23 protein-coding genes are annotated in these 24256 nt (G+C 72.6%); 8 read left to right on the forward strand and 15 right to left on the reverse strand.

What is annotated here, in order from left to right; all coding sequences use genetic code 11:
* Nucleotide 1: 1 nt before the first annotated feature.
* Nucleotides 2-427: an ATP-binding protein gene (locus BBH68_RS10055; protein WP_065960873.1), complete on the reverse strand. Its 426-nt coding sequence runs from the start codon at nt 425-427 to the stop codon at nt 2-4.
* A gap of 158 nt (nt 428-585) precedes the next feature.
* On the opposite strand from BBH68_RS10055, the gene BBH68_RS10060 reads away from it, so the two are divergent.
* The gene (locus tag BBH68_RS10060) at nt 586-1440 is read left to right on the forward strand and encodes a helix-turn-helix domain-containing protein (protein WP_065960874.1); all 855 of its coding nucleotides are present in this window, start codon (nt 586-588) and stop codon (nt 1438-1440) included.
* Between the two features lie 11 nt (nt 1441-1451).
* Complete coding sequence (locus tag BBH68_RS10065) at nt 1452-1649, forward strand: DUF397 domain-containing protein (protein ID WP_065960875.1); 198 nt, start codon at nt 1452-1454, stop codon at nt 1647-1649.
* Nucleotides 1650-1699: 50 nt separating this feature from the next.
* On the opposite strand, the gene BBH68_RS10070 is transcribed toward BBH68_RS10065, so the two are convergent.
* Complete coding sequence (locus tag BBH68_RS10070) at nt 1700-3073, reverse strand: phospholipase A2 (RefSeq protein WP_065960876.1); 1374 nt, start codon at nt 3071-3073, stop codon at nt 1700-1702.
* A gap of 63 nt (nt 3074-3136) precedes the next feature.
* Between BBH68_RS10070 and BBH68_RS10075 the strand changes: the two genes are divergently transcribed.
* Nucleotides 3137-4687, forward strand: a complete 1551-nt coding sequence (locus BBH68_RS10075; RefSeq protein ID WP_065960877.1) for an RICIN domain-containing protein — start codon at nt 3137-3139, stop codon at nt 4685-4687.
* A gap of 15 nt (nt 4688-4702) precedes the next feature.
* Here the strand turns inward: BBH68_RS10075 and BBH68_RS10080 are convergent, their stop codons facing one another.
* From BBH68_RS10080 to BBH68_RS10090, 3 genes are all read right to left on the reverse strand, one after another.
* The gene (locus BBH68_RS10080; protein ID WP_065960879.1) at nt 4703-5056 is read right to left on the reverse strand and encodes an SH3 domain-containing protein; all 354 of its coding nucleotides are present in this window, start codon (nt 5054-5056) and stop codon (nt 4703-4705) included.
* Between the two features lie 172 nt (nt 5057-5228).
* Entirely contained in the window at nt 5229-5876 is a 648-nt protein-coding gene (locus BBH68_RS10085; protein ID WP_065960881.1) for a response regulator transcription factor, read from the reverse strand.
* On the reverse strand, nt 5861-7120 hold the full coding sequence (locus tag BBH68_RS10090) for a sensor histidine kinase (protein ID WP_065960882.1): 1260 nt from the start codon (nt 7118-7120) through the stop codon (nt 5861-5863). Before BBH68_RS10090 ends, BBH68_RS10085 begins: the two co-directional genes overlap by 16 nt.
* 269 nt (nt 7121-7389) lie before the next feature.
* On the opposite strand from BBH68_RS10090, the gene BBH68_RS10095 reads away from it, so the two are divergent.
* Complete coding sequence (locus BBH68_RS10095; RefSeq protein ID WP_245737979.1) at nt 7390-7740, forward strand: hypothetical protein; 351 nt, start codon at nt 7390-7392, stop codon at nt 7738-7740.
* 4 nt (nt 7741-7744) lie between these two features.
* On the opposite strand, the gene BBH68_RS10100 is transcribed toward BBH68_RS10095, so the two are convergent.
* Nucleotides 7745-8407 (reverse strand): TetR/AcrR family transcriptional regulator, encoded by a 663-nt coding sequence (locus BBH68_RS10100; protein WP_065960883.1) that lies wholly within the window; start codon nt 8405-8407, stop codon nt 7745-7747.
* A gap of 155 nt (nt 8408-8562) precedes the next feature.
* Between BBH68_RS10100 and BBH68_RS10105 the strand changes: the two genes are divergently transcribed.
* Together BBH68_RS10105 and BBH68_RS10110 are read left to right on the forward strand one after the other, a co-directional pair.
* Nucleotides 8563-9597: a medium chain dehydrogenase/reductase family protein gene (locus BBH68_RS10105; protein WP_065960934.1), complete on the forward strand. Its 1035-nt coding sequence runs from the start codon at nt 8563-8565 to the stop codon at nt 9595-9597.
* A 134-nt stretch (nt 9598-9731) separates the two neighbouring features.
* Entirely contained in the window at nt 9732-10403 is a 672-nt protein-coding gene (locus BBH68_RS10110; protein ID WP_065960884.1) for an SRPBCC family protein, read from the forward strand.
* A gap of 5 nt (nt 10404-10408) precedes the next feature.
* On the opposite strand, the gene BBH68_RS10115 is transcribed toward BBH68_RS10110, so the two are convergent.
* Together BBH68_RS10115 and BBH68_RS10120 are read right to left on the reverse strand one after the other, a co-directional pair.
* Nucleotides 10409-11278, reverse strand: coding sequence for an alpha/beta fold hydrolase (locus BBH68_RS10115; protein WP_065960886.1), 870 nt, complete (start codon nt 11276-11278; stop codon nt 10409-10411).
* A gap of 702 nt (nt 11279-11980) precedes the next feature.
* Nucleotides 11981-12673: an iron-dependent transcriptional repressor DtxR gene (locus BBH68_RS10120; protein WP_065960887.1), complete on the reverse strand. Its 693-nt coding sequence runs from the start codon at nt 12671-12673 to the stop codon at nt 11981-11983.
* A 246-nt stretch (nt 12674-12919) separates the two neighbouring features.
* Here BBH68_RS10120 and BBH68_RS10125 point away from each other — a divergent pair, with 246 nt between their 5' ends.
* Nucleotides 12920-13675: an SIS domain-containing protein gene (locus tag BBH68_RS10125; protein ID WP_065960888.1), complete on the forward strand. Its 756-nt coding sequence runs from the start codon at nt 12920-12922 to the stop codon at nt 13673-13675.
* A gap of 102 nt (nt 13676-13777) precedes the next feature.
* Here BBH68_RS10125 and BBH68_RS10130 read toward each other — a convergent pair whose 3' ends face one another.
* Both BBH68_RS10130 and pdxH read right to left on the reverse strand, forming a co-directional pair.
* Complete coding sequence (locus tag BBH68_RS10130) at nt 13778-15283, reverse strand: PAS domain-containing protein (protein WP_245737980.1); 1506 nt, start codon at nt 15281-15283, stop codon at nt 13778-13780.
* A gap of 411 nt (nt 15284-15694) precedes the next feature.
* The gene (pdxH, locus tag BBH68_RS10135; RefSeq protein ID WP_065960889.1) at nt 15695-16393 is read right to left on the reverse strand and encodes a pyridoxamine 5'-phosphate oxidase; all 699 of its coding nucleotides are present in this window, start codon (nt 16391-16393) and stop codon (nt 15695-15697) included.
* A 393-nt stretch (nt 16394-16786) separates the two neighbouring features.
* Between pdxH and BBH68_RS10140 the strand changes: the two genes are divergently transcribed.
* Nucleotides 16787-17887 carry a citrate synthase 2 gene (locus tag BBH68_RS10140; protein ID WP_065960890.1) on the forward strand — a complete coding sequence of 367 codons (1101 nt, stop codon included), beginning with the start codon at nt 16787-16789 and terminating at the stop codon, nt 17885-17887.
* A 40-nt stretch (nt 17888-17927) separates the two neighbouring features.
* Here BBH68_RS10140 and BBH68_RS10145 read toward each other — a convergent pair whose 3' ends face one another.
* The 5 genes from BBH68_RS10145 to BBH68_RS10165 are packed head-to-tail and all read right to left on the reverse strand — an operon-like array spanning nt 17928 to nt 24240.
* A complete protein-coding gene (locus BBH68_RS10145) occupies nt 17928-18569 on the reverse strand; it encodes a TetR/AcrR family transcriptional regulator (protein WP_065960940.1) in 642 nt (213 codons plus the stop codon).
* Nucleotides 18566-19393 (reverse strand): enoyl-CoA hydratase family protein, encoded by an 828-nt coding sequence (locus tag BBH68_RS10150; protein ID WP_065960891.1) that lies wholly within the window; start codon nt 19391-19393, stop codon nt 18566-18568. Before BBH68_RS10150 ends, BBH68_RS10145 begins: the two co-directional genes overlap by 4 nt.
* Nucleotides 19390-20976 carry an AMP-binding protein gene (locus BBH68_RS10155; RefSeq protein WP_065960892.1) on the reverse strand — a complete coding sequence of 529 codons (1587 nt, stop codon included), beginning with the start codon at nt 20974-20976 and terminating at the stop codon, nt 19390-19392. The genes BBH68_RS10150 and BBH68_RS10155 overlap by 4 nt, the downstream gene beginning before the upstream one ends.
* A 46-nt stretch (nt 20977-21022) precedes the next feature.
* Nucleotides 21023-22210 carry an acyl-CoA dehydrogenase family protein gene (locus BBH68_RS10160; protein ID WP_065960942.1) on the reverse strand — a complete coding sequence of 396 codons (1188 nt, stop codon included), beginning with the start codon at nt 22208-22210 and terminating at the stop codon, nt 21023-21025.
* A complete protein-coding gene (locus tag BBH68_RS10165) occupies nt 22207-24240 on the reverse strand; it encodes an acetyl/propionyl/methylcrotonyl-CoA carboxylase subunit alpha (RefSeq protein WP_170066551.1) in 2034 nt (677 codons plus the stop codon). The genes BBH68_RS10160 and BBH68_RS10165 overlap by 4 nt, the downstream gene beginning before the upstream one ends.
* Between the last annotated feature and the right edge of the window lie 16 nt (nt 24241-24256).

A 24256-nucleotide genomic window follows, 5' to 3' on the forward strand; every position in this document is an offset into this window, starting at 1 on the left:
TTCACGCGCTGCCCGTGGCGAGCGAGAACCACACGCCCTTGCCCTCCGCCCCGCCGATCCCCAGCGGGGCGCCGGGCGTCGTCCCCCACTTGTCCGCCAGCGCCTCGACGATCCGCAACCCCCGGCCGCCTTCGGCGTCGAGGCTGGGCGGGCGGAGGAGCGGTTCGGTCAGGTTGCCGTCGTAGACGGTGACGCAGACCTCGGCGGGCTCGACGGCGAGCCAGAGGACGGAGCCGTTGCCCGGCGCGTGGGCGTAGGCGTTGGCGGCGAGTTCGGCGGTGCACAGTGCCGCGGTGTCGACCGCGTCGTTGAGCTGTAAGCGACGGAGTACGGAGGTGACGAAGTCGCGAGCGATGCAGGGGGATGTCTCGAGGGGCGGGCAGTAGAGCGTGTACGAGTGGGGCCGGTGCGGCCTGGAGTTGCCCATGCGGTTGCTTCTCTCGTTGAGCGGTGCGTGAGCGGTACGCCACAGACGGTAGGGTTCAAGATGACTCCGGGGCAACCTTGAAGTCGAAACTGCCCCCAAACGAGGTAGACCGCCGTACGGCGGGACGCCACACTCGTCACGAGCCAGGGAAGGACGTCATGCCACCGAGGAGCACCCCAACTGCTCGACAGGAGCGCCTCGGCACCGAGTTGCGCAAGATGCGCGAGGCTGCGGCCATGACCGCCCGTGACGCCGCACGGCTGCTCGGGGTCGATCCGGCGAAGGTCAGCCACATCGAGTCGGGTCGTGTCGGCGTCAGCGAGGAGCGCGTACGTCGCCTGGCGGCCTTCTACTCGTGCGACGACACCGCACTTGTCGATGCGTTGTCCGCGATGACGTACGAGCAGCGCGGCGAGGGCTGGTGGGAGGCGTACCGAGGCGTGCTCCCCGCATCGATGCTCGACCTGGCCGAGATGGAGCACCACGCCACCTATCTGCACACGATCCAGATCACCCACGTGCCAGGCCTCTTCCAGACCCAGGACTACGCCCGCACGGTCTTCAGCTTCACCTTCCCCCGCCTCCCTCAGGCAGAAATGGAAGCACGGCTCGGCTTCCGGATGGAGCGCCAAAAGATCCTTCTGCGCGACGAACCCCAGCCGTTCGAAGCCGTCATTCACGAGGCCGCGCTGCGGATGCGATTCGGCGGCCGAAAGGTGGCCCGCGCACAGCTCGAACATCTCCGAGAACTGTGCGAGCGACCGAACCTCACCCTGCGGGTGATTCCCTTTCGCGTGGAAGAGCCCATCGGCTCCGGCCACGCGATGTACTACACAGGCGGCCCGGTTCCGCAGCTTGACACCGTGCAGATCGACACCGCCCCGGGCGTGAGCTTCCTGCACGCGGAGCCGCACCTCAGGAAATACCGCACGCTCTTCGAGGCAGTGAAGGCAGCTTCCCTCAGCTGCGACGCATCGCGAGACCTCCTCGACTCGATCGTCCGAGAGCTATGAAAGGCACATTGATGACCGCCCCACTCATCTGGCAGAAGTCCTCCTTCTCCCACGAGGAGGGTGAATGCGTGGAGCTGGCCACCGTCGACGGCGCGATACAACTCCGGGAGAGCGACGACCCGAACGTCGTCGTCACGACAGCCCCCCACCCGCTCCGCACCCTCATACGCGGCATAAAGGCAGGCGAGTTCGACCACCTCGGCGCATAGCCGAAGCCCGGTCGGCGGGGCGCCGGCCGGGCGACGGGTGGTTCAGCGGATCACCGGGTTTCGAGCAGGCCTGCCGCGAGGACGCTTTGGTAGTAGAGGCCGGCCGCCCGGCGGCACAGCGCGCGCTCGACGGCGGTGTGGTCGACGGGCCAGTCCCGGCTCTCGCAGATGGTGTTCAGGTCCTGGTGGAAGACACGGTCGATGCGGTCCTTGTCGGAGTCTCCGTTCACGCTGTTGTGGAAGGACTCCTTGCCCAGCAGGGCCTTGGAGTTGCGGTACCCGAAGTCGTGCCGGTAGCAGGCGAATGTGAAGTCGAAGCCGCCGATGGAGTCGGGGGCAGGCGCGTTGCACCCGTTTGTGGACCAGTCGAACTCGTAGGGGTCGGGCGTGCCGCTCTGGTGTTCGTAGAGGGCCGCGTACCAGGCGCGGCGGGCGTCCTCTCCCTCCTGCGTCAGGCTCTTGAGTCGGGCGAGCTTGTCGTCCGAGACCGCGGGGGCGGTCGGCGCGTGGAGGTCGGTCCACTGGTCGTCCGCCCCGGTGCCGCTGTACATCTGGACGGACCGGTGGTCGGAGGCGAGGCGGTAGAGGCGGTCGCCGCTGGTGGTGAAGGCGGCGGCGGGCCCGCCGACGCGGTTCCACTCCTCGGGCCGGCCGTTGTACTTGTAGAGGTCACCGGTGTCGGGGTTGGTGGCGTACAGGGTGTTGCTGCTGAAGATCTCGCCGGCGGGGCCGCCGACCTTGTTCCACTGGTTGTCCTCGGTGTTGTACTCGAAGACGCCGGAGCGGTCGGGGTCCAGTTTGTAGACGTTGTTGTCGGTGACGGCGAAGGCGGCGCCTGAGCTGCCGATGCCGGCCCACTGGCCGTCCGCGTACTTGTTGAGTTCGCCGGTGGCCGGGTCGGTGGCGTACAGGGCGGCGGCGGGGCCGGTGTAGAGGTCCTTGGCGGGGCCGCCGACCTTGGTCCACGTGTCGCCCTGGCCGGTGTACTCCCACACACCGGTGCCGTCGGGGCCGATGCCGTACAGGTGCTCGCTGGTGGCGGCGAAGGCGGTGCCGGCGCCGCCGATGCGGGACCACTGGCCGGGCTCGCCGTTGTACTTGTTGAGGTCGCCTGTGGCCGGGTCGGTGGCGTAGACGGCGTCGGCGCTCGCGTAGAGGTCCTTCGCGGGGCCGCCCACCTTTTGCCAGTTGACCGTGTCGGAGGACCACTCGTAGACCGCGGAGTTGTCTTCGGCCAGGGCATAGACGCTGTCCTCGGCCGAGACGATCTGGCCCATGGCGACAGGCTCGCCCGACACGGGCTGCTGCGGGTCGGCATACGCGGGGATGCCGGCGACGAGAGAGGCCGCGCCGAGCAGGAACAGAACCTTCTTGGCAGTGGACAGCCGCCGTGCTGTGGAGTGCGTCAGTCCGCGTATACGCATGGGTAGAGTCCTTTCAGCGTTGATGTGATTCCGGGCACCGGTCCGTTCACGGGGATCCGGTGCATGACATCGACGCTGCGGGCCGGACTGTTTTCCATCAAGATCGTTCACCTTCGGTGCAGGTCGGCGGCGGACATCGGGGGATTGTCCGCGGACAAAGGGGGGTTCATGGGCAGGACTGGCCGGCCATTTGAAGGGCTGAGGGGCGAGTCGGAGCACATCAACGAGTTAGCGGGAATGCTGTGCCGGCTGACGGAAGGCCTGACGCTGCGCGAGCTCGCCGAGCGCTATCCGCAAGGCGGCGGAAAGACGTTGTGGGGGCAGTACCGCTCCGGCGAGCGGGCGGTGCCCGCCCACATCCTGCATGAGGTCATCAACCGCCAGGTACGCGACGCCCGCACCCGGCAGCAGCGGCACGAAGAGGCCAAACGCCTCTACGAACTGGTTGACCAGAAGCAGCCGCGGCAGGCCCCGGCATCGAAGCCACAGCAGGCCGTGGAGAAGGCCGTACAGGCGCGGCGGCAGGCCGAGACGGACCTGGCGGAAGCGGAAGAGCGCATCCGGAGCCTGGTCGAGGTCATCCACCGGCTTGAGCGCGGAAAGACGCAGGACCCGACAGCGGACGGGGATGCCGGGGAGGAACTCCGCCAGGCCAGAGAGAGCCTGACGATCGCCGAAGAGGCCAAGTCCGACGCGTTACAGGCCCGGAATGCCGCCCTGGAGGACCAGGAGAAGTACCTCCACTCGAACGCAGGACCGCGCGCTCCCCAACAGGCGTCGTCCGGGGCGGACGGCCCACCGGCCGGAGGCGGCTCCCCGGCGACCGGCAGGACCGGCGACCGCCGGGACCGCTTCCGGCGCTGGCGCACCCCCGCCCAGTGGGGCGCGCTCGCGGCGCTGCTGGGCGGCATGTGGTTCGTCACCGACAGCCAGAACACCGCAACGTCAGGCGCGGCACCCACCACGTCCGCCACGCCGACGATCACGACGCCCCACAGCCCGACGCCAGGGCCCTCGGCGCGGTCCTCCGATCCGTTCACGCGCCCGTCCGGCGGCACAAGGCGGCCCGCACCCACGGCGACCCCGTCGAAGCCGCAGACACCGTCGGCACCGTCGGCCACCCCATCGCCCGGCCAGAAGCCGCGCGCCCGCGCTGACGCACCGCCGCTGCCGAAGGGCCTGTTCCGCCTGACCAATGTCGACAGCCACTTGTGCCTGTCCGTGCCCCCGGAGAACACCATCCCATCGGCAGGCCTCATCCAGACCGGCTGTGGCGCGAGCACCGAGCAGTTCTGGAAACTTACCGCGGAAGACGCCGGATCAGCCGGAACCACGTACTCGATCCGCAATCAGCACAGCGGTCTGTGCCTTTCGGTCGATGCGGCACGCAAGGAGAACGACGCCATCATCACGCAGTATCTGTGCGGTGACGACGAGCAAGATCTGTTCCCGGATCAGCTCTGGAGCTTCCGCTACGACACTTCCCGCCACGCATGGAAGCTGATCAGCCGTAACAGCGGCAAGTGCGTAGCCCTGCCCACTGCGAGCGGGGACGAGGAACAAGTGCTGCAAGAAGAGTGCGGCGGCGACAGCTGGACACTCTGGCGCACCTGAGAGTTCGGGCCGTCGCTAGTCGAGGTACTTGCTGTAGACCCAGCCCTTCGTTCCGGCCGGAATTCCCGAATGGCTCCGCTTCAGGAGCTTGCCGTACGACCAGCTCTTCCTGAAGTCCTTGAGGCCACCCGTCCGGCAGTAATAGCGGAAGGAATCCCCCCGGTAAAGCGTCCCGATCACGTGATAACGCTTTCCGGGGCCGGTCCGGAACGTCGCTCCACTGGTGCGGACCTTGAAATTGACGTCAGGTGAATCGAACCGGCATGCCGACGACCCCACCGCGGACGCCGTCGGTGCCAGGGCCATCGAGCCACCCAGCAGCAGTGAAGCCGTCAACACGATGGCCGAGGCCCTGCGTTTAGCCTGCACGCGATCCCACCCCCTGATCAGGAACGCTTCCGTTATCGCACCGAAGAGACTAGCACCGGGCATTCACGACGTGACGACCAGGAAACGCGCCAACAGCAACTTTCCTAGTCGTGGGCCGCGTTGACGGGTCGGACGGAACCGCTCCGGCAAGTGGGCGCGTCATTACCTAGAGCTAGGGCTTGTTGAGGTAGGCCAGGACGGCCCGGACACGGCGATTGTTGTTGTCGTCGTCGGTGATGCCGAGTTTGCCGAAGATCGAGGTGGTGTATTTGCTGATGGCACTTTCGCTGAGGAAGAGCCGCTGGGCGATGGCCTGGTTGGACAGCCCCTCCGCCATGAGGCTGAGCACGGAGTGTTCGCGTTCTGTGAGCCGTTCCAGCCGTCGGTTCGAGGATCCGCTGGAGAGCAGCTTGGTGATGACGGCCGGGTCCATGGCGGTGCCGCCGGCGGCGACGCGTTCCAGGGCGTCGATGAACTGATCGGCGTCGAACACGCTCTCCTTGAGGAAGTAGCCGATGCCGCCGGCGTCGTCGGCCAGGAGTTCGCGGGCGTACAGCTGCTCCACGTACTGGGAGAGGATCAGGACCGGCAGTCCGGGAACCTCGCGGCGGGCGGCGAGGGCCGCCCGCAGGCCCTCGTCCGACTGGGTCGGAGGCATCCGGACGTCGACGACGGCGACGTCCGGCCGCCACCTCAGCAGCGCGGCGAGCGTCTCGGGTCCGGTGGCGGCCGTCGCCACCACCTGGTGTCCGCATGCCTCGATGAGGCGGACCATGCCGTCGCGCAGGAGGTAGAGGTCTTCGGCTACAACGATGCGCACGGCACCATCATCCTCGCGCGGGTCGGGCCCCCTGCCGGGCTGGTGATCTCCAGGGTGCCGTCGAAGACGGCGAGGCGGCGGCGCAGCCCCGCGAGTCCGCCACCCGCCCGCTCATCGGCCCCGCCCCGGCCGTTGTCCTCGACTTCGACGACGATGCCGGTGTCGTCCTGGGTGATGGCGATCCGGCCCCGGGTCGCATGGGCGTGCTTGACCGCGTTGGTCAGCAGTTCGGCGATTCCGAAGTACAGGGCGGACTCGATCGGGGGCTCCAGGCGCGGCTGAACGTCGGCGCTGACGCTGGTTTCCAGCGGGCTGTCCATGGCCAGGGTGCGTACGGCGTCGACGAGCCCCCGGTCGTTCAGTACCGGCGGGTTGATGCCGTGGACCAGTTCGCGGAGCTCGGCCAGCGAGGTGGCGGCGCCGATCCGCGCCTCTCGCATCAGCGCCTTGGCCTGGTCGGGGTCGGTTTCCATCAGTTTCTCGGCGGTCGCGAGGGACAGCCCGAGCATGACCAGGCGCGCCTGCGCCCCATCGTGCAGGTCCCGTTCGATCCGGCGGATCTCGGCGGCTTGCGCGAGCGTGGTGTCGGCGCGCTGGGCCGTCAGCTCGTCCACCCGGTCGGCCAGCGCCATCGCCGACGACGGACGGAGAAGGCGTACGGCCACCGGCTCGACGGACCGCCAGGCGTACGGGGCGGTGCCGATGGCCACGAGCACGCCGACTACCCCGACCGCCCCGACCCGAGCGGACCCCGGTTGGCTGAAGCCGAGGACCGCCGCCACGGCTCCGGCCGGCGGGATGGCCGCGATCACCCCGATGGTGATCGGCACGATCGCGGTGAACCGCAGATCACGCCAGGTGGCGGGATCGCTCCACCAGAGCCGCAAGCGCTGCTCCCGGCGGGCGTCCTCGCTGGTACGCGAGTAGGAGAAACCGTTCCACCAGTACCCGGTCGACATCTGGGTCACCGGGGTGGCCTCCCGGTATCCGGCGGGGATGCGGGTGCCCGTCCACTTCGCGACGAGGGAACGGACCATCCGGCAGACCGGGCGGGACAGGGCGGCGGTGCCGATACTCGCCCATACGAAGGGGCCTATCCACGACCACGGGTTTCCACCCCACCAGAACCACAGCGCCACGGCGGCCGCCCATACGACCGGGACCAGCATGGCGACCGCCACCACGACGCACGCCCGCGCGAACCCCACGCACGCACTCGTCACCCACGACCCCAGCGGTTTCATGATTCTCCTTGGTACTTCATGACCCAGTGACTCCACTGTGCGCCCCGGGGAGTCCGGATCCGGCCGGGTCAGCGCAGAAGTAGGGCTGGACCCACCCCCCTGTGCGTCCAGGCGCATACCGCCCCGGCCCTGCGCTCCCTAGCGTCGAATCGACACCGGACAGCCCGAGGAAGCAGGAGCCATGGCAACTCCCAGCCGCACCACGGCCGCGACCGACCACATCACCCGCCCGGACACCCTGCGGGCCTTCGCCACGGTGAGGACTCGTCATGGCCTACGGCTCGTTCAGTGTCGCGGTCCTCGCCGTGGTCGTCGTCCGCTCGGTCATGGGCCGCGAGGTGACGTCGTTCATGTGGGGCCGCGCCGGCGGCATGTTCGCGAGCGCCGTCGTCGCGTACTGGCTGACCGTCGTCGCCTCACGGGGCGCACGCTGGGCCTATATACGCGTGCGCGTCATCGCCGTCGTCGTGCCGATCGCGATCGTCGCCATCGACTCCATCCCCGGCGCCCTCCCGTTGTGGTTCGTCGTCCCGCAGATCGCGGGCGCCCTCGCCCTCGCGCCCGCCGCGTTCATCGTCAACCGGCCCGAGCTGCGCGCCGCCTTCCCCAAGGCGCGCTGACCTCTCAGTGGCCGCCGCCCGTGAGCAGGCTGTCCAGTTCGGCCGCGAAGAGCTGGGCGGGGTCGAATCCCATTCCGTTGAAGTGGCCCGCGAGTTCCAGGGACAGGACGCCGTGCAGCCGGGTCCAGAAGGTCAGGGCGCCGTGGAGGGCCGCCGGCGGGGCGGGGTGGTCGTCGACCCATTGGCGGCCGAGGCCTTCGAGGTGTTCGGCGAAGGGGGGCGCGGGGTCGGCGGAGGGCCGCGCGGTCCAGGCGTCGAGCAGGGTGGCCATGTTCTCGGAGGCGATGGCGGTGATGTCGTCGGGCGCGTGATAGCCGGGGACGGGGGTGCCGTAGACGAGGAAGTACCGCTGGGGGTCGTCCAGGGCCCAGCCGCGCAGGGCGTGCGCCAGCGCGGCCACGTCGGCGCCGGACTCCTCGGATGCCGCGCGGAGGGTGTCGGCGAGGCTTCGGTACGCGTCCCGGATGAGCTCGGTGATCAGCTCGTCGCGGCTGGCGAAGTACCGGTAGAGGGCGGGTCCGCTCATGCCCATCCGCTTGGCGATCGCGTTGAGGGAGAGGGCTGAGGCCCCCGCCGTGGCGATCTGCTCCCACGCGCGCTCCTTGACCTCCGCGCGCACCTGGGCGCGGTAGCGCTCGCGCGGGGTTGCGCTGCTCGATTCCGCCATGGTCCGCCTGCCACCCCTCTTCACCTGCGGGTCTACAGCTTCAAGATTTAGTTAGAAGCTATCACGAACCCTGTTGACGTCCGCCCCGCCGTCCAGTTATAACTTCTAACGAACGCGAGAACTTATAGACAGCGCGGAGCGCAGTGGAGGTCGTCATGAACGCCGAAGGACTCGTCGAGGTCGTCCTGCCGGGCACGGTGGAGCCGGAAGGGCTTCAGGTCCGCTCGGGCGGGGCGGTCCCCTCTCCGGGACCGGGACAGGTCGTGATCAAGATGGAGGCGACCGGCGTCTCGTTCGCCGAGCAGCAGATGCGGCGCGGCCGCTACTACGACCAGCCGCCGTTCCCGTTCGTGCCGGGCTATGACCTGGTCGGCACGGTGGCGGCGACCGGGGAGGGCGTCGCGCCGGCGACGGCCGGGACCCGGGTGGCCGCGCTGGTGAAGGTCGGCGGGTGGGCCAGCCATGTGGTCGTCGACGCGGCGGACGTGGTCGAGGTCCCCGACGGGGTCGGCGCGGCGGAGGCGGAGACCCTGGTCATCAACGGGATCACCGCCTGGCAGATGCTCCACCGCAAGGCACGCGTCCGCGCGGGGCAGACCGTCGTGGTGTACGGCGCCAACGGCGGCGTCGGCTCGGTCCTGGTCCAACTCGCCCACGCCGCCGGGGCGAAGGTGATCGGCACGGCGTCCACCCGCCACCACGCCGCCCTGCGGGAGCAGGGGGTCACCCCGGTCGACTACCGCGCCGGGGACGTCGCCGCGCGGATCCGCGAGCTCGCTCCCGGCGGGGTGGACGCCGTCTTCGACCACGTCGGCGGCCGGGGCATCGTCGACTCCTGGCGCCTCCTCGCGCCCGGCGGCACCCTCGTCTCGTACGGCAGCGCCTCCACCCGGGACGACCGGGGCTCCAAGCAGTGGCCCGTGCTCAAACTCCTCGGCCGCGTCTGGCTGTGGAACGCCCTGCCCAACCGCCGCCGCGCCTACTTCTACAACGCCTGGGCCGGGCGGTCCCTGGCCAAGAACCGCTTCCGGGCCCGGCTGCGCCACGACCTCACCCAGGTCTTCGCCGCCTTCCAGCGCGGTGACATCACCGCCCGGATCGCCGCCCAACTGCCGCTCACCCGCGTCGCCGAGGCCGTGCGGCTGGCCGAATCCGGCACCGTCGCCGGCAAGGTCGTGCTGACCCCGTAGCACCCGGCGCCGCCCCTGCCCGCGCCACCGTCCCGAGCCGCGCCGCCGTCCCTGCCAGCGCCACCGTCCCGAACCGCGACCACGACGGCCTCACCCGCGACCTCACCCACCATGCCCTAACGAGAGGAACCACCATGTTCGGCAGCCGCCGTTCGCACTCCCCCGCCCCGCAGCCCCGGCCCCGGGCCGGCGTACGCGCCGCCGCCCTCACCGTCCCGCTCGCCCTCGCCGGCGTCCTCGGGGCCGCCGCCCCGCCCGCCCAGGCCGACCCGCCCGCCCCCCACAGCCGTCCCGCGCAGTGCCGAGGAGAAGGCGTCGACCCCGACGCCCGGATTCGCTACCGGTCCGACACCGTGATCAACGCACCGCTGAGCACCGTCTTCTCGCTGCAGACCGACGTGGAGCGCTGGCCGTCCTGGCAGCCGCCCGTCCTCACCGCGGAGCGCCTGGACCCCGGCCCGCTGCGGAAGGGTTCGCGGTTCCGGTGGACCACCCCCGCGCCCGCCACCCCCTCGACCCCCGCCACCACCCTGAAGATCACCTCCACCGTCCGGCAGCTCCAGCGCGGCCACTGCGTGCTGTGGCGCGGGCCCGCGATCGGCGAGGGGCTGCGCATCGACGAGGGGGTCCACCTGTGGACCTTCACCAAGGTCAAAGGCGGCGTCCGGGTGCACACCGAGGAGACCTGGACCGGCGCCCAGGTCGAGGCCGACATCCCCACCGCGACCGCGGCACTCGGCGCGGGCCTCGACGCCTGGCTGCGCGACCTGAAGACCACCGCCGAGGCCCGCGCCCACGGGCGGTGACCGGGCTACGCGGGCAACACCGAGGCCAGGAAGGGCTCCACGGCCCGGCGCCAGCCGTCCGGCTGGTCGTAGTGGACGAGATGGCCCGCGTCCGTCACCTCCGCGTACTCACCGCGGGGCAGGACACGGACCATCTCCTGCGCCTCCGCCCGGCCCAGTTCGCCGTCCAGGCCGCGCACCACGAGGGTGGGGCACTCGACGAGCGCGAGCTCTTCCCAATGGGCGTCATGCACCCAGGCCGCGCGGGCCTTGAGCATCTGGCGGCGGGAGAAGACCGGGCGCCAGCCGTCCGAGCGCTCGGTCATGACCTCGGCGAAGAACTCGCCCCTGGCCGGATTCGGCCGCTCCAGCCGCGGGTCGTCCTCGCCGAACCACTTGCGCACATCGGCGAGGGTGGCGAAGGGCAGCGGCCAGGAGGCGAACCACTCGGCCCACTCCGCCTGCGAGGCGGAGCCCAGGGCGGAGGCCCGCATATCGCAGATGACCAGCGCCCGGACCAGGTCGGGGCGGCGGGCGGCCAGCTGCCAGGCGGTGAGGGCGCCCATGGAGTGGCCGATGAGGGTGACGGGGGCCAGGCCCAGCTGCTCGACCGCGGCCTCGGCGTCGGCCACATACGTGGCGCGGTCGAACGGGCCGTCGGCGGGCTTCTCGCTGCGGCCGTGGCCCCGCTGGTCGAGGGCGACGGCCCGATGGCGGGTGGCCAGCCAGCGCGCGGTCCGCGCCCAGTGGGCCGCCCGGCCCATCAGGCCATGGAGCAGAAGCACTCCCGGCCCGGGCGGTGTCGGCTCGCCGCCGTCCGCCTTGGGCGGATCGGCGAACTCCCAGGCGGCGAGCCGCACGCCGCCGGCTCCCGTCACGTCGATGCGCCGCGCCATCTGTTCTGGCACCTCCGTTCCTCCCTCGACCAACCGCAGGGTATCGAACCTTTATTCGAACACGCCGTCACGACCGGGCAACACCCCTCGTTCGAGTGACCGTGCCAGGGGGTTGATCGTCCGCACCGAGGGGAGACAGCTAGCGGGAGGCGGACTGCTCGGGGAAGGAAGTCCGCGGGGAGCGACCCTGAGAGCTCGGGGCTCCGGGTCGCCAGGGCCTCCGGCCGCACGGGCCGCGTCACAGCGGACCGTGCGGCCGGGGGCCCAGCGGGGGGACATGGGGAAGCGGGGCCCCGGCGACTCAAGGCGCCGGGGCCCTCGCTGTCGTACGCCCGCTGGGCGACACCGCCCGTCAGGCACATGAGAGCCCCCTCCCCCCGGCCCGGGAGGGCAGCCGAGCAGACCTCGGATGCCCCGGCCCCAGGCCCCTGCACATCTCGGCGCAGCACACCTCGGCGCACGCACGCGCTCATGCCTCGTGCATATATGCCTACGCCTACGCGACAGAGTCGCACGGCGGCGGCCCGGCCGCTCGCTTTCCACCAACTCCGGCACCGGGAAAACCCGCCGGTAGCCGGTCACCGCAGGTCACGGCCGCCCCGCCGGCCGCACCGGCCGATTCGGTCAGCGTGTCGCCCGGATCACGCGGGCGCGGGGGGGTAGGAGGACGCTGAGGGGAGCGGGGCTTGAAGGGGGCGGGGGTCAGCGCTTGGCTACGAACACGTGGGAGGCGATGTCCGGGTCCAGCTCGGCGGCCTCGCCGCTGCTGCCCACCAGCACGCCGCCGGGCGACTCGGTCACGCTCACCACCGAGCCCGGCTGCACGCCCGCCCGGCGCAGCGTGTACATCAGCTGGGCGTCCGTCTGGATGGGCTCGCCGATCCGGCGCACGACCACCGTCTTGCCCTCCGTGCCCGGCTCCAGCTCGCGCAGGCTCACCATGCTGTCGTCCAGGAACGGGTCGGCCTCCGCCTTCTCGCCCAGCTCCTCCAGGCCCGGGATCGGGTTCCCGTACGGCGACTCGGTGGGGTGGCGCAGCAGCTCCAGCACCCGCCGCTCCACCGCCTCGCTCATCACGTGCTCCCAGCGGCAGGCCTCGGCGTGGACCTGCTCCCACTCCAGGCCGATCACATCGACCAGCAGACACTCGGCGAGCCGGTGCTTGCGCATCACGCGCGTCGCCAGGCGGCGGCCCTCTTCGGTGAGCTCCAGATGGCGGTCGCCCGCGACCTGCACCAGGCCGTCGCGCTCCATGCGCGCCACGGTCTGGCTGACCGTCGGGCCGCTCTGATCGAGCCGCTCCGCGATACGGGCGCGCATCGGGACGACACCCTCCTCCTCAAGCTCGAGGATGGTGCGGAGATACATCTCCGTCGTGTCGATGAGTCCGGACATGCGTGCCCCTCGAATGTGTCGTGCGGTGGCCCTGACCACAATTCTGACGCATCCCACCGACAATGGGGCCGAGTCAGGCGCCGCCGCCCCCATCGGTGCGACCCCGGGCCGATCCGGTGTTGACAGCCTCCCGGCCGACGGCCCAACGTGATCCGCGCCACGCGGCGACCGACCGGCGACCGGCCGGCGACCGCCGAGGACTGACAACCGACCGACGACCGACACCTACGGAAGGACCACTCGGGGATGAGCGAGAGCAAGCTGGCCGGGCAGTACTTCGACGCCGCCATCGGCCTGCTGCGGCGGGTACGCGACGAGGAGGCCGAGGCCATCGGCGCGGCGGGGGCCCTGATCGCCGAGACCGTCGTCGCGGGCGGCCGCCTCTTCGCCTTCGGCGCCGGCCACTCCTCGCTGCCCGCCCAGGACGTCGTCTACCGCGCGGGCGGCCTGGCCCTGATGAACCTCCTCCCGGTGCCGGGGGTGGTCGGGGTCGACGTGGTGCCCGCCACGCTCGGCAGCGCCCTGGAGCGCGTGGACGGGCTCGCCGGAGCCGTCCTGGACAACAGCCCCGCGCGGGCGGGCGACGTGCTGTTCGTCATCTCGCTGTCCGGGCGCAACGCGCTGCCCGTGGAGATGGCCATGCACGCGCGGGCCGCCGGCCTCAAGGTGATCGGCGTGACCTCCGTCGCGTACACCACCGCGACCACCTCGCGGCACCACTCCGGGGACTTCCTGAAGGACCACTGCGACCTGGTCCTCGACAGCAAGATCGCGGTCGGCGACGCCGAGCTGACCGCCGACGGGGTCGGCGCGCCCTTCGGCCCCGCCTCGACGGTCGTGACCTCCGCGCTGATGCAGGCCGTGATGGCCACGGCGGCGGGCGAGCTGGCCGCGCGCGGCATCGACCCGCCGATGCTGCGCTCGGGCAATGTGGACGGCGGCCACGACTGGAACGGGCGGGTCATGGCCGCGTACGGCGACCGGATCTTCTACCGGCGCTGATGCCCGTGATGTGCGGTGAGTGTTTGCGGTGAGTATCGGACAGCGACACGCCGACACCACGGCGTGTCGCTGTCTCATACTCACCGCGAATCGGACGCGCCGCTAGCCGAGCTGCTGGGCGAGGTCGAGGGCGGCCGCGACGCGGCCGGCGACGTCCTCGGCGTACGCGGCGTCCGCCCGGTCGAAGGGGCGGCGGCCGGAGCCGCGCAGGAAGGTGGCCACGCCCAGGGTGCGGCCCCGGCTGCGCAGCGGGGCGCACAGGGCGTGGAGCGTGCCGGCGGGCCACTTGCGGGCCGCCGCCCACGAGGTGGTGCCCGTCTCCTCCGCGCGGGTCGCGCTGACCCGCACCGGTCCGCAGCGCTCGGCCGCCTGGAGCGCCGGGTGACCCTCCCCGTAGGCCACCGGAATGCCTCCCGCGACGATCGCCGGGCACGGGCCGGGGGCCCCGCCCGGCGTCGCGGCCGCCCGCACCAGCCGGATCCGCTCCGCGCCGTCACCGGCACCGGCGGCCTGCGAAGCGGCCCCGAAACCGGTTCGCGGGCCGGCGCTCGGGGCTGCCTCCAGGACCAGGTCGATCAGGGCGTGGTCGGCGAAGCCCGCGAGCGCGAAGTCCAGATGGACGGTGGCCGCCTCGGCCGGGTCCTCGCACTCCGCCGCCGCCCGCGCCGCCCGCTGGAGCTGATTGCCGCGGAAGCGCAGCCGCGAGCTGTCCAGCTCGTGCCGCTTCAGCTCCGTCACGTCCTGGAAGATCCACGCCACCCCGAGCGGCACCGGCTCCTCCGCCAGCGGCGACGCCAGCCTCAGGAAGCCGCTGCGCCAGCAGCGGCGCGCGGCGGTGCCCCCGTCGGGCCGGGCGCCGCCCTCGAGCCGGCCGTCGTCCTCGGCGCCGGCCCCGCCTCCGCCGCCCCGTAACCCCCTGAGGCCCTCGCCGGCCTCCCGCAGGCTCACCCACAGCTCCGTGGGCGCCGGTGGCGCGCCCTCCGCCAGGACGTGCTGGAGCGCGGTCTCCAGCTCCTCCACGCCCTGGTCGAGCAGGTCCCCCAGCGGGCGGCCCAGCGCCGCCGTACGGCTGGTGCGCAGCGCGCGGGCCGCGTTCTTGTTGACGGCCGCGGGGCGCAGATCGGCGTCGACCAGGACCACGCTCCACGAGGCGTCGGCCAGCAGCGCCTCGCTGAGCGCGATGGCACGCTCCAGGTCGATCTGCGTGTGCACCTCGCTGAAGGCGCAGTACACCCCGCCGGGCCGCCCGTCCGCCCGCGGCACCGCCGAGGACTGGGTGCGCACCAGGACCCGCCCGCCGTCCTTGGTGAGCAGCGCGAACTCGTGCACATGGCGCCCCGGGGCGTCCATCGCCGCCATCAGCCGCGCCTCCACCTCGTGGGCGTCCGCCGCGCGCACCGCCCACCCGGCGAGGCCCTTGCGGCCGACGGCCTCGCGCGCCGACCAGCCGAGGATGCGCTCGGCCTCGCGGTTCCAGTGGGTGACGGTGCCGTCGGCGTCGAAGGCGCACAGGGCCGCGTCCATGCCGTCCAGCAGCGCGGCGAGCAGCCCCGAGTCGTCCCCCCGGTCGGACGCGGGCCGCGGCGGCCGGACCTCCGAAGCGCTCACGGGACACCCCCCTGGTGGGACCTGCTGGGCCTGTCCGACATTCAACTCGAACGTGACACGCGCCACACCGGATTCCGCGAAATCGTTGCGCCCCGGAAATTCACTTGTGGCCCGGCGAGCCGCTTCTTAGGGTGTGGAGCACACGAGAAGGGAGGTGGTTCGGCAGATGTATCAAATCCGGACGCGTGAGGTGGCTGCGGGCTAGCAGTCCGTCGTCGCGCTCAGCGCATTCGCCGGACACGCGCATCGCAGGATGTGCGGCCGGCCAATCCCAAGCAGTCACCCGACCCGCGGGTCGCCGGTACGTCCGACCGGCCCCCTCGCGCCACGGCGCAGGGGTACAGACCCGCGGGTCGCCTGCGTTTCCGCCCCCTTCACTCCGGCGTTCACCTGTTCGTCAGGGGCGATCCGTCAGGGGCTCAGGCGCTCGATCCGCCAGCCCTCCCCGCCCGGGCCCGGCACATACCGCAGCCGGTCGTGCAGCCGGTTCTCCCGGCCCTGCCAGAACTCCACCGCGTCCGGCACCACGCGGAAGCCGCCCCACTCCGGCGGCACCGGCACCTGCTCCCCCGGCGGATAGCGGTCCACCAGCTCCCCGTACGCCCGGTCCAGCTCCTCCCGCGAGCCGACCACCGAGGACTGCGCGCTCGCCCACGCCCCCAGCTGCGACCCGTGCGGGCGGGTCCTGAAGTACGCGGCCGTCTCGTCCCGGCCGGTGCGCCGCGCCGTGCCCGTCACGATGACCTGGCGGGCGATCGGGTGCCAGGGGAAGAGCAGCGAGACGTACGGGTTCTCGGCCAGCTCACGGCCCTTGCGCGAGGTGTAGTTGGTGTAGAAGACGAAGCCACGCGTGTCGAAGCTCTTCATCAGCACCGTGCGGGCGCTGGGGCGCCCGGCGGCGTCCGCCGTGGCGACCACCATCGCGTTGGGCTCGAACAGACCGCTCGCCACGGCCTGCTCGAACCACCGCGTGAACTGCTCGTACGGGTCCGCCGCGAGGTCGCGCTCGGTGATGCCCTCCGCGCGGTAGTGCTCGCGCATGGCGGCCGGGTCGTAGGTGCGCGCGGCCGGACGCGCCGAGAATTGCGGGTCAACGTGAGGCACGCGCATATCTTGCAACATCAACACCGTGCCGCAGGTACTGCCCCGAACGAGCGATTCCTCCTCCCCCTCCCGGCCACGGCGTAACCCTTTCCGGGGTGGTGGGGGGTGTGCCGCTTCTCACGCTTCCCCGGGGGTACCTCAGAGACCAGACTGTGGCTGACCATATGCGCCCGTCGGGCCGGACGCGCCCGGCGCGGCCGGATGACACCCGCCCGTACGGGGCATCACCGGGGTGACCGGTACGGACCGCGAGCCGCGCACGCGACCGTGGAGCCGTCCCGGCGCCGCCGTCCCCGGCGACATCCCGGGGCACCCTGTACCGGGAGCCGTACGCACGCACCACCCGTTCCGCAGCACGGGCGCCCGCCCACCGTCGACCACATCACGAGGAGCCGCCTGATGTCCGACTTCGTACCCGGACTCGAAGGAGTCGTCGCGTTCGAGACGGAGATCGCCGAACCCGACAAGGCGGGCGGCGCGCTGCGCTACCGAGGCGTCGACATCGAGGACCTGGCGGGCCACGTCTCCTTCGGGAACGTGTGGGGCCTGCTGGTCGACGGCGCGTTCAACCCCGGCCTGCCCGCCGCCGAGCCGTTCCCCATCCCGGTCCACTCCGGTGACATCCGCGTCGACGTGCAGTCCGCGCTGGCCATGCTGGCGCCCGTCTGGGGCCTCAAACCGCTCCTGGACATCGACGAGGCCCAGGCCCGCGAGGACCTGGCCCGCGCCGCCGTGATGGCGCTGTCGTACGTCGCCCAGTCGGCCCGCGGCCAGGGCCTGCCGATGGTCCCCCAGCGGGAGATCGACAAGGCGGAGACCATCGTGGAGCGCTTCATGCGGCGCTGGCGCGGTGAGCCCGACCCCAAGCACGTCGCCGCCGTCGACGCCTACTGGACCTCGGCCGCCGAGCACGGCATGAACGCCTCCACCTTCACCGCCCGCGTCATCGCCTCCACCGGCGCCGACGTCGCCGCGGCCCTCTCCGGCGCGGTCGGCGCCATGTCGGGCCCGCTGCACGGCGGCGCGCCCTCCCGGGTGCTCCACATGATCGAGGAGATCGAGCGCACCGGCGACGCCACCTCCTACGTCAAGCAGGCCCTGGACCGCGGCGAGCGGCTGATGGGCTTCGGCCACCGCGTCTACCGGGCCGAGGACCCGCGCGCCCGCGTGCTGCGGCGCACCGCCAAGGAGCTGGGCGCGCCGCGCTTCGAGGTCGCCGAGGCGCTGGAGCGGGCCGCCCTGGACGAGCTGCACAACCGGCGGCCGGACCGGGTGCTGGCCACCAACGTCGAGTTCTGGGCGGCCATCGTCCTGGACTTCGCGGAGGTCCCGGCGCACATGTTCACGTCCATGTTCACCTGTGCCCGCACCGCCGGGTGGAGCGCGCACATCCTGGAGCAGAAGCGCACCGGCCGCCTGGTGCGCCCCTCCGCCCGCTACACCGGACCCGGCCCGCGCAGCCCGCACGACATCGAGGGCTTCGGGGACATCTCCCGCTAGCCCGGCGCGCGCAGCACGTCAGCCGGGCGCGCGCAGCACGTCAGCTCGGCGCGCGCAGCACGTCGTCGAGGATCCGCGCCCACTGCGCCACCACCCGGTCGCGGCGGGCGCGGTCGTCGGTGAGCAGATTGGCGAGGCCGAGGCCGCGCGCCATGTCCAGGAAGCCCTGGACGGACTCCCGCACCCCCGGCACGCTCTCGTCGGCACCCAGGGCCTCCACGGCCATCCGGTGCGTCTCCCGGCCGATACGGGCCTCCAGGGCGGCCACGCGCGCGCCGAGCTGCTCCTCGTACGAGGCCACCACCCACAGCTGGAGCGCGGCCCGGAACAGCGGGCCGGTGTACAGCTCCACCAGGGCCTCGACCACCTCCGCGACCCGGCCCGGGCCCCCGGGCTCGCGCTGCTCCCGCCCCTCCCCCCGCTCGTGCGAGAGCAGCGCGCGCAGGGCCGCCGAGCGCTCCTCGGCGACGTGCTGCACGGCGGCCGTGAACAGGTCCTCGCGGGTCGGGAAGTGGTGCTGGGCCGCGCCCCGCGACACCCCGGCCCGCTCGGCCACCACCGCCACCGTGGACCGGGCCCAGCCGTGCTCGGCCAGGCAGGCCACGGCGGCCTCCAGCAGCCGCTGCCGTGTCGCCCGGCTGCGGTCCTGCTTGGGGTCGCGCAGCGCGGCACGCGGGGTCATCGCGCCTCCCCGCCGGGCGCCGTGCCGTCGGCCGGCGGCTCCGCCACCCACGCCGGGTCCCGCCGTTCCAGGAACGCCGCCATGCCCTCCCGGGCCTCGGCGGAGGCGAACAGCTCGGCCGACCGCTGTGCCAGCCGGTCCGTCTCCCGCTCGAAGGCCGCCAGCACCCCGGCCGTGACCAGCCGCTTGGACTCCGCGAGCCCCTGCGGCGACCCCCGCCGCAGCCCCTCGAGCACCGGCGCCAGCAGCGCGTCCACGTCCGCCCCCGGCTCGCCCAGAGTCACCAGGCCGATCCGCGCCGCCTCCGCCGCGTCGAACCGCTCCCCCGTCAGGTAGTAGCGGGCCGCCGCGCGCGGATCCAGGCGCGGCAGCAGCGGTATCGATATCACCGCCGGGGCGAGGCCCAGCCGGGCCTCGGTGAACGCGAAGCTCGCGCCGCCGCCCGCCGCCGAGATGTCGCACGCGCCCAGCAGCCCCAGGCCGCCCGCCCGCACATGCCCGGTCACCCGGGCCACCACCGGCTTCGGCAGCTCCACCACCGCCCGCAACAGCGCGACCAGGTCCAGCGCCGCCGAGGCCGTCGGCGGCTCGCTCAGGTCCGCGCCCGCGCAGAACGTGGTGCCGGTGTGCGTCAGCAGCACCGCCCGCGTGGCCGGGTCCCGCCCGGCCGCCGCCAGCCCCTCGCGCACCTCGGCGACCAGCCGCGCCGACAGGGCGTTGCGGTTGTGCGGCGAGTCCAGGGTGAGCGTGGTGACGCCGTGCGCGTACCCGCGCCGTACGAGAGCGTCTGTCCTGAGAGCGTCTGTCCCGCGAGCTTCTGTCATGAGGCCTTCGTGCTCCCTTCCCTCGCGCGCAGCTCGCGCCTGAGGATCTTGCCGGTGGCCGAGCGCGGCACCGCGTCGGTGAACTCCACCCGGCGCACCTTCTTGTACGGGGCCACCCGCCCGGCAACGTAATCGATCACCTCGTCCGCCGACAGCCCGGCCCCGGGCGTGAGCACCACATACGCCTTCGGGACCTCCTGGCCGTCCGCGTCCGCCACCCCCACCACCGCCGCGTCCGCGATCGCCTCGTGCCCCAGCAGCACGGCCTCCAGCTCGGCGGGGGCCACCTGGTAGCCCTTGTACTTGATCAGCTCCTTGACCCGGTCCACCACATACAGCCAGCCCCCGGCGTCCACGTGGCCCACGTCGCCGGTGCGCAGCCAGCCGTCCGCGTCGACCATCGCCTCCGACTCCGCCGCCCGCCCCAGATACCCCCGCATCACCTGCGGCCCCCGGATCAGAATCTCTCCGTCCTCCCCCGCCCCCAGGTCCCGCCGCGCCCCCGCCGTCTCCACGACGCGCAGCTCGGTGTTCGGCAGAAGCTTGCCCACCGTCCCCGGCGGCACGTCCTCCGCGTGGCGCGGCACCACATGGCAGGCAGGCGACAGCTCCGTCATCCCGAACGCCTGAAGCACCCGGGGCACCCCCAGCCGCCGCGCGCACGCCGCCGCCGGCTCGGCGTCCAGCGGCGCCGCCGCGCTCATCACGTACTCCAGCGACGACAGGTCGTACCCGGCCACCGCCGGATGCCTGGCGAGCGCCAGCACGATCGGCGGCGCCACGTACAGCGCGGTCACCCGGTGCTTCTCGATCGCCGCGAGAAACCGCTCCAGCTCGAAGCGCGGCAGCACGATCACCGTCGCCCCGTCCCGCAGCGGCGCGTTGACCAGCGCGGTCAAACCGTAAATGTGGAAAAACGGCAGCACCGCCAGAATCCGGTCCTCGGGCCCCGTCGGCACCAGCGGGCGCAGCTGCGCCAGATTCGTGGCCAGGCTGCGGTGGGTCAGCATCACGCCCTTCGGCGTCCCCGTCGTCCCCGACGAGTACGGCAGCGCCGCCAGGTCCTCCGCCGGGTCGATCTCCACCACCGGCTCGGGCCCCGCGCACTCCAGCATCTCCGGCACCGACCGGTGCCCCGGCGCGCCGTCGCACACGAACACCTCCCGCACCCCGCCCGCCCGCTCCCCGGCCCGCCGCGCCACGCCCAGCAGCGCCGAGGTGGTGACGATCCACTCCGCCTTCGCGTCCCGCAGCTGCTCCGCGAACTCCTCCGCCGTCGCCAGCGGATGCACCGGGGTCACCGCCGCGCCCGTACGGCTCACGCCATGGAACACCACCGGATACAGCACCGAGTTGGGGCTGTGCAGCGCCACCACGTCCCCCTTGCGCACCCCCGCCTCGGCGAGCGCCGCCGCGAGGCGGCGGGTGGCGCGGTCCAGCTCGGCGTAGCTGAGCACCGTGCCGTCCACCCCGTCCACCAGTGCGGGCCGGTCCCCGTACGCGGCGCTCGACCGGGCCAGCACGGCCTCGTGGATCGGCAGGTCCAAGGGCGGTACATCGGGGTATTCGCTGCGCCAGGCCATCTCGGATCCCTCCGTCGGTCTTCGTCCCGTCCGATCCGGTCCGTACTCAGTACGACTTGGGCAGCCCGAGCGTCTGGTGCGAGACGAAGTTGAGGATCATCTCCCGGCTGACCGGCGCGATCCGCGCCACCCGCGCGGCCGTGATCAGCTTCGCCAGCCCGTACTCCGCCGTCAGGCCGTTCCCGCCCAGCGTGTGCACCGCCTGGTCGACCGCCTTCACCGCCGCCTCCGCCGCCGCGTACTTCGCCATGTTCGCCGCCTCCCCCGCGCCCGCGTCGTCCCCCGCGTCGTAGAGGTGGGCCGCCTTGGCCATCATCAACCGCGCCAGCTCCAGTTCGATATGGGCCTGCGCGAGCGGATGCGCCACCGCCTGGTGCGCGCCGATCGGCTCCTGCCACACCTGCCGCACCCGCGCGTACTCCACGGCCTTCGCGAGCGCGTGCCGTCCCATCCCCAGCGCGAACGCCGCCGTCATGATCCGCTCCGGGTTGAGCCCCGCGAAGAGCTGGAGCAGCCCCGCGTCCTCGTCCCCCACCAGCGCCTCCGCCGGCAGCGCCACATCGTCCAGCACCACCTCGAACTGCTTCTCCGCCGCCGCCAGCTCCATCGGGATGTGGCGGTACGAGAAGCCGGGCGTCCCGCGCTCCACGATGAACAGGCACGGTTTGAGCCGGCCCGTCCGCGCGTCCTCCGTGCGGCCCACGATCAGCGTGGCGTCCGAGATGTCCACCCCCGAGATGAACACCTTCCGGCCGGTCAGCAGCCAGCCACCGCCGGGGGCGCGGCGGGCCGTGGTGGTGATGCGGTGGGAGTTGGAGCCGGCGTCCGGCTCCGTGATGCCGAACGCCATCTTCCTGCTGCCGTCCGCGAGCCCCGGCAGCCAGGCGCGCTTCTGCTCGTCGGTGCCGAAGCGGGCGATCACCGTGCCGCAGATCGCGGGCGAGACCACCAGCATCAGCAGCGGGCAGCCGGCCGCGCCCAGCTCCTCCAGCACGATGGACAGCTCGGCGATGCCGCCGCCCCCGCCGCCGTACTCCTCGGGCAGGTTCACGCCGAGGTAGCCGAGCTTGCCGGCCTCGGCCCACAGCTCGTCGGTGGTTCCCCCGTCGCTGCCGTGGCGCTTGGCGAGGGCAGCCACGGCGGAGCGAAGGGCGGTGCGTTCGGGGCCGTCGATCAGGGGGCTGCTCGGGCTGGGCGGGTTGAGCGGGCTGGGCGGGCTGGTGTCGGGCTTCATGTGCGGCTCCTCCCGGGTGCGGTCTGCTGGTCGCTGTGCGCTGTACGGGGCGGCGGGGGCGGGGCCGGGGCCTCCTCCGCCACCACCGCCAGCACCGCCCCGACCTCCACCTGCCGGCCCGGGGTGGCGTGCAGTGCGGAGAGCACACCGGCGGCGGGGGCCGTGACCCGGTGCTCCATCTTCATGGCCTCCAGCCACAGGATCGGCTGGCCCGCCTCGACCCGGTCGCCGACCGCCACCCCGGCGACGCGGACCACCGTCCCCGGCATGGGGGCCAGCAGCGAGCCCGGTTCTGTACGGGCGGTGGGGTCGGGGAAGCGGGGCAGGGCGGTGAAGGCGTGGGCGCCGAGCGGTGAGTCGACGTGGGCATCGTCTCCGTAGACGGCGATGTCGAACGGGCGGCGTACGCCGTTTACTTCCAGCACCACGTGGTGGGGGCTCGCTTCGATCAGCCGGGTGTCCGGGTGGTCGTCGGCTATGAGGCCGTCGCGGGTGAGGCGGTAGCGGACCTCGTACTCGATGCCGTCCGGCTTCGAACGATAGGTCTTGAGCTGGGGCTGCGACGGTACGTTGCGCCATCCGCCGAGCCACCCGGCCACGGTCCCGGTACCGGTCCCGGTCCCGGCCGTGGGCCGCCGCGCCGCGTCGGCCAGGGCGGCGGCGAGGGCGGCCAGGGGGGCGGCGTGGTCGTCGGTGGCGGTGTGGTCGTCGGTGGCGGTGAGCTGCTCGAGGTGGCGTTCGAGGAAGCCGGTGTCCATGCGGGCGTCCTCGAACTCGGGGTGGCGCAGGGCCCGTACCAGCAGGTCCCGGTTGGTGACGGGCCCGTGCAACCGCGCCCGCTCCAGGGCGTGCGCGAGGCGGCGTACGGCCTCGGCGCGGGTGGGGGCCCAGGCGATGACCTTGGCGAGCATCGGGTCGTAGTGGACGGTGATCTCGTCGCCGTCGGCGAGGCCCGAGTCGACGCGCAGGCCCGGCCCCTCCGCCACGGCCAGCCGGTGCATCACCCCCGTCCCTGGCCGCCACCCGCGCGCCGGGTCCTCCGCGTACAGCCGGGCCTCCACCGCGTGGCCGCTTGCCTCGGGCGGCCCGGCGGGCAGGGGTTCGCCCTCCGCGACCCGCAGTTGCAGCGCGACCAGGTCCAGCCCGTACACGCACTCCGTCACCGGGTGCTCCACCTGGAGCCGCGTGTTCATCTCCAGGAAGTAGGGCCGCCCGTCCCGCCCCACCAGGAACTCCACCGTCCCCGCCCCCCGGTAGCCGATCGCGCGGGCCGCGCCGGCCGCCGCCTCGTGGAGGGCGTCGCGCAGCCCGTCGGAGAGCCCGGGGGCCGGGGCCTCCTCGATGACCTTCTGGTGGCGGCGCTGGAGGGAGCAGTCGCGGGTGCCGAGCGCCCACACCGTGCCGTGCGCGTCGGCGAGGATCTGCACCTCGACGTGGCGGGCGCCCTCGACGTACGGCTCCAGGAAGACCTCCGCGTCGCCGAAGGCGGACACCGCCTCCGCGCGGGCGGAGGTCAGCTCGGCGGGGAGGGCCGCGAGGTCGCGGACCACGCGCATGCCGCGCCCGCCGCCGCCGGCCGCCGCCTTGACGAGGAGGGGGAGGTCACCGGGCGTGGCGCGCCCGGGGTCGAGCGGGGCGAGGAGGGGCACGCCGGCGGCGCGCATCAGGTCCTTGGCGCGGGTCTTGGAGGCCATGGCCTCGATCGCCTCGGGCGGCGGCCCGATCCAGGTGAGACCCGCGCCGATCACCGCGCGGGCGAAGTCGGCGTTCTCGGAGAGGAAGCCGTAGCCGGGGTGGACGGCGTCGGCACCGGCCGCGAGGGCGGCTCGGACGAGGAGGTCGGCGCGCAGATAGGTGTCGGCGGGGGCGCTGCCGGGGAGCCGTACGGCCGCGTCGGCCTCGCGTACGTGGGGGGCGCCGGCGTCGGGGTCGGAGTGGACGGCGACGGTGGCGATGCCCAGTTCGCGGCAGGTGCGGAAGATCCGGCGGGCGATCTCGGACCGGTTGGCGACGAGGAGGGATCGGATCACGGGTATCACGGGTTTC

The sequence above is a fragment of the Streptomyces sparsogenes genome (genome assembly GCF_001704635.1).
Lineage (GTDB): Bacteria > Actinomycetota > Actinomycetes > Streptomycetales > Streptomycetaceae > Streptomyces > Streptomyces sparsogenes.

Coding starts and splice junctions, on each gene's coding strand:
- BBH68_RS10055 (WP_065960873.1), bottom strand. CDS start 427: ATGGGCAACTCCAGGCCGCACCGGCCCCACTCGTACACGCTCTACTGC.
- BBH68_RS10060 (WP_065960874.1), top strand. CDS start 586: ATGCCACCGAGGAGCACCCCAACTGCTCGACAGGAGCGCCTCGGCACC.
- BBH68_RS10065 (WP_065960875.1), top strand. CDS start 1,452: ATGACCGCCCCACTCATCTGGCAGAAGTCCTCCTTCTCCCACGAGGAG.
- BBH68_RS10070 (WP_065960876.1), bottom strand. CDS start 3,073: ATGCGTATACGCGGACTGACGCACTCCACAGCACGGCGGCTGTCCACT.
- BBH68_RS10075 (WP_065960877.1), top strand. CDS start 3,137: ATGACATCGACGCTGCGGGCCGGACTGTTTTCCATCAAGATCGTTCAC.
- BBH68_RS10090 (WP_065960882.1), bottom strand. CDS start 7,120: ATGAAACCGCTGGGGTCGTGGGTGACGAGTGCGTGCGTGGGGTTCGCG.
- BBH68_RS10095 (WP_245737979.1), top strand. CDS start 7,390: ATGGCCTACGGCTCGTTCAGTGTCGCGGTCCTCGCCGTGGTCGTCGTC.
- BBH68_RS10100 (WP_065960883.1), bottom strand. CDS start 8,407: ATGGCGGAATCGAGCAGCGCAACCCCGCGCGAGCGCTACCGCGCCCAG.
- BBH68_RS10105 (WP_065960934.1), top strand. CDS start 8,563: ATGAACGCCGAAGGACTCGTCGAGGTCGTCCTGCCGGGCACGGTGGAG.
- BBH68_RS10110 (WP_065960884.1), top strand. CDS start 9,732: ATGTTCGGCAGCCGCCGTTCGCACTCCCCCGCCCCGCAGCCCCGGCCC.
- BBH68_RS10115 (WP_065960886.1), bottom strand. CDS start 11,278: ATGGCGCGGCGCATCGACGTGACGGGAGCCGGCGGCGTGCGGCTCGCC.
- BBH68_RS10120 (WP_065960887.1), bottom strand. CDS start 12,673: ATGTCCGGACTCATCGACACGACGGAGATGTATCTCCGCACCATCCTC.
- BBH68_RS10125 (WP_065960888.1), top strand. CDS start 12,920: ATGAGCGAGAGCAAGCTGGCCGGGCAGTACTTCGACGCCGCCATCGGC.
- pdxH (WP_065960889.1), bottom strand. CDS start 16,393: ATGCGCGTGCCTCACGTTGACCCGCAATTCTCGGCGCGTCCGGCCGCG.
- BBH68_RS10140 (WP_065960890.1), top strand. CDS start 16,787: ATGTCCGACTTCGTACCCGGACTCGAAGGAGTCGTCGCGTTCGAGACG.
- BBH68_RS10145 (WP_065960940.1), bottom strand. CDS start 18,569: ATGACCCCGCGTGCCGCGCTGCGCGACCCCAAGCAGGACCGCAGCCGG.
- BBH68_RS10150 (WP_065960891.1), bottom strand. CDS start 19,393: ATGACAGAAGCTCGCGGGACAGACGCTCTCAGGACAGACGCTCTCGTA.
- BBH68_RS10155 (WP_065960892.1), bottom strand. CDS start 20,976: ATGGCCTGGCGCAGCGAATACCCCGATGTACCGCCCTTGGACCTGCCG.
- BBH68_RS10160 (WP_065960942.1), bottom strand. CDS start 22,210: ATGAAGCCCGACACCAGCCCGCCCAGCCCGCTCAACCCGCCCAGCCCG.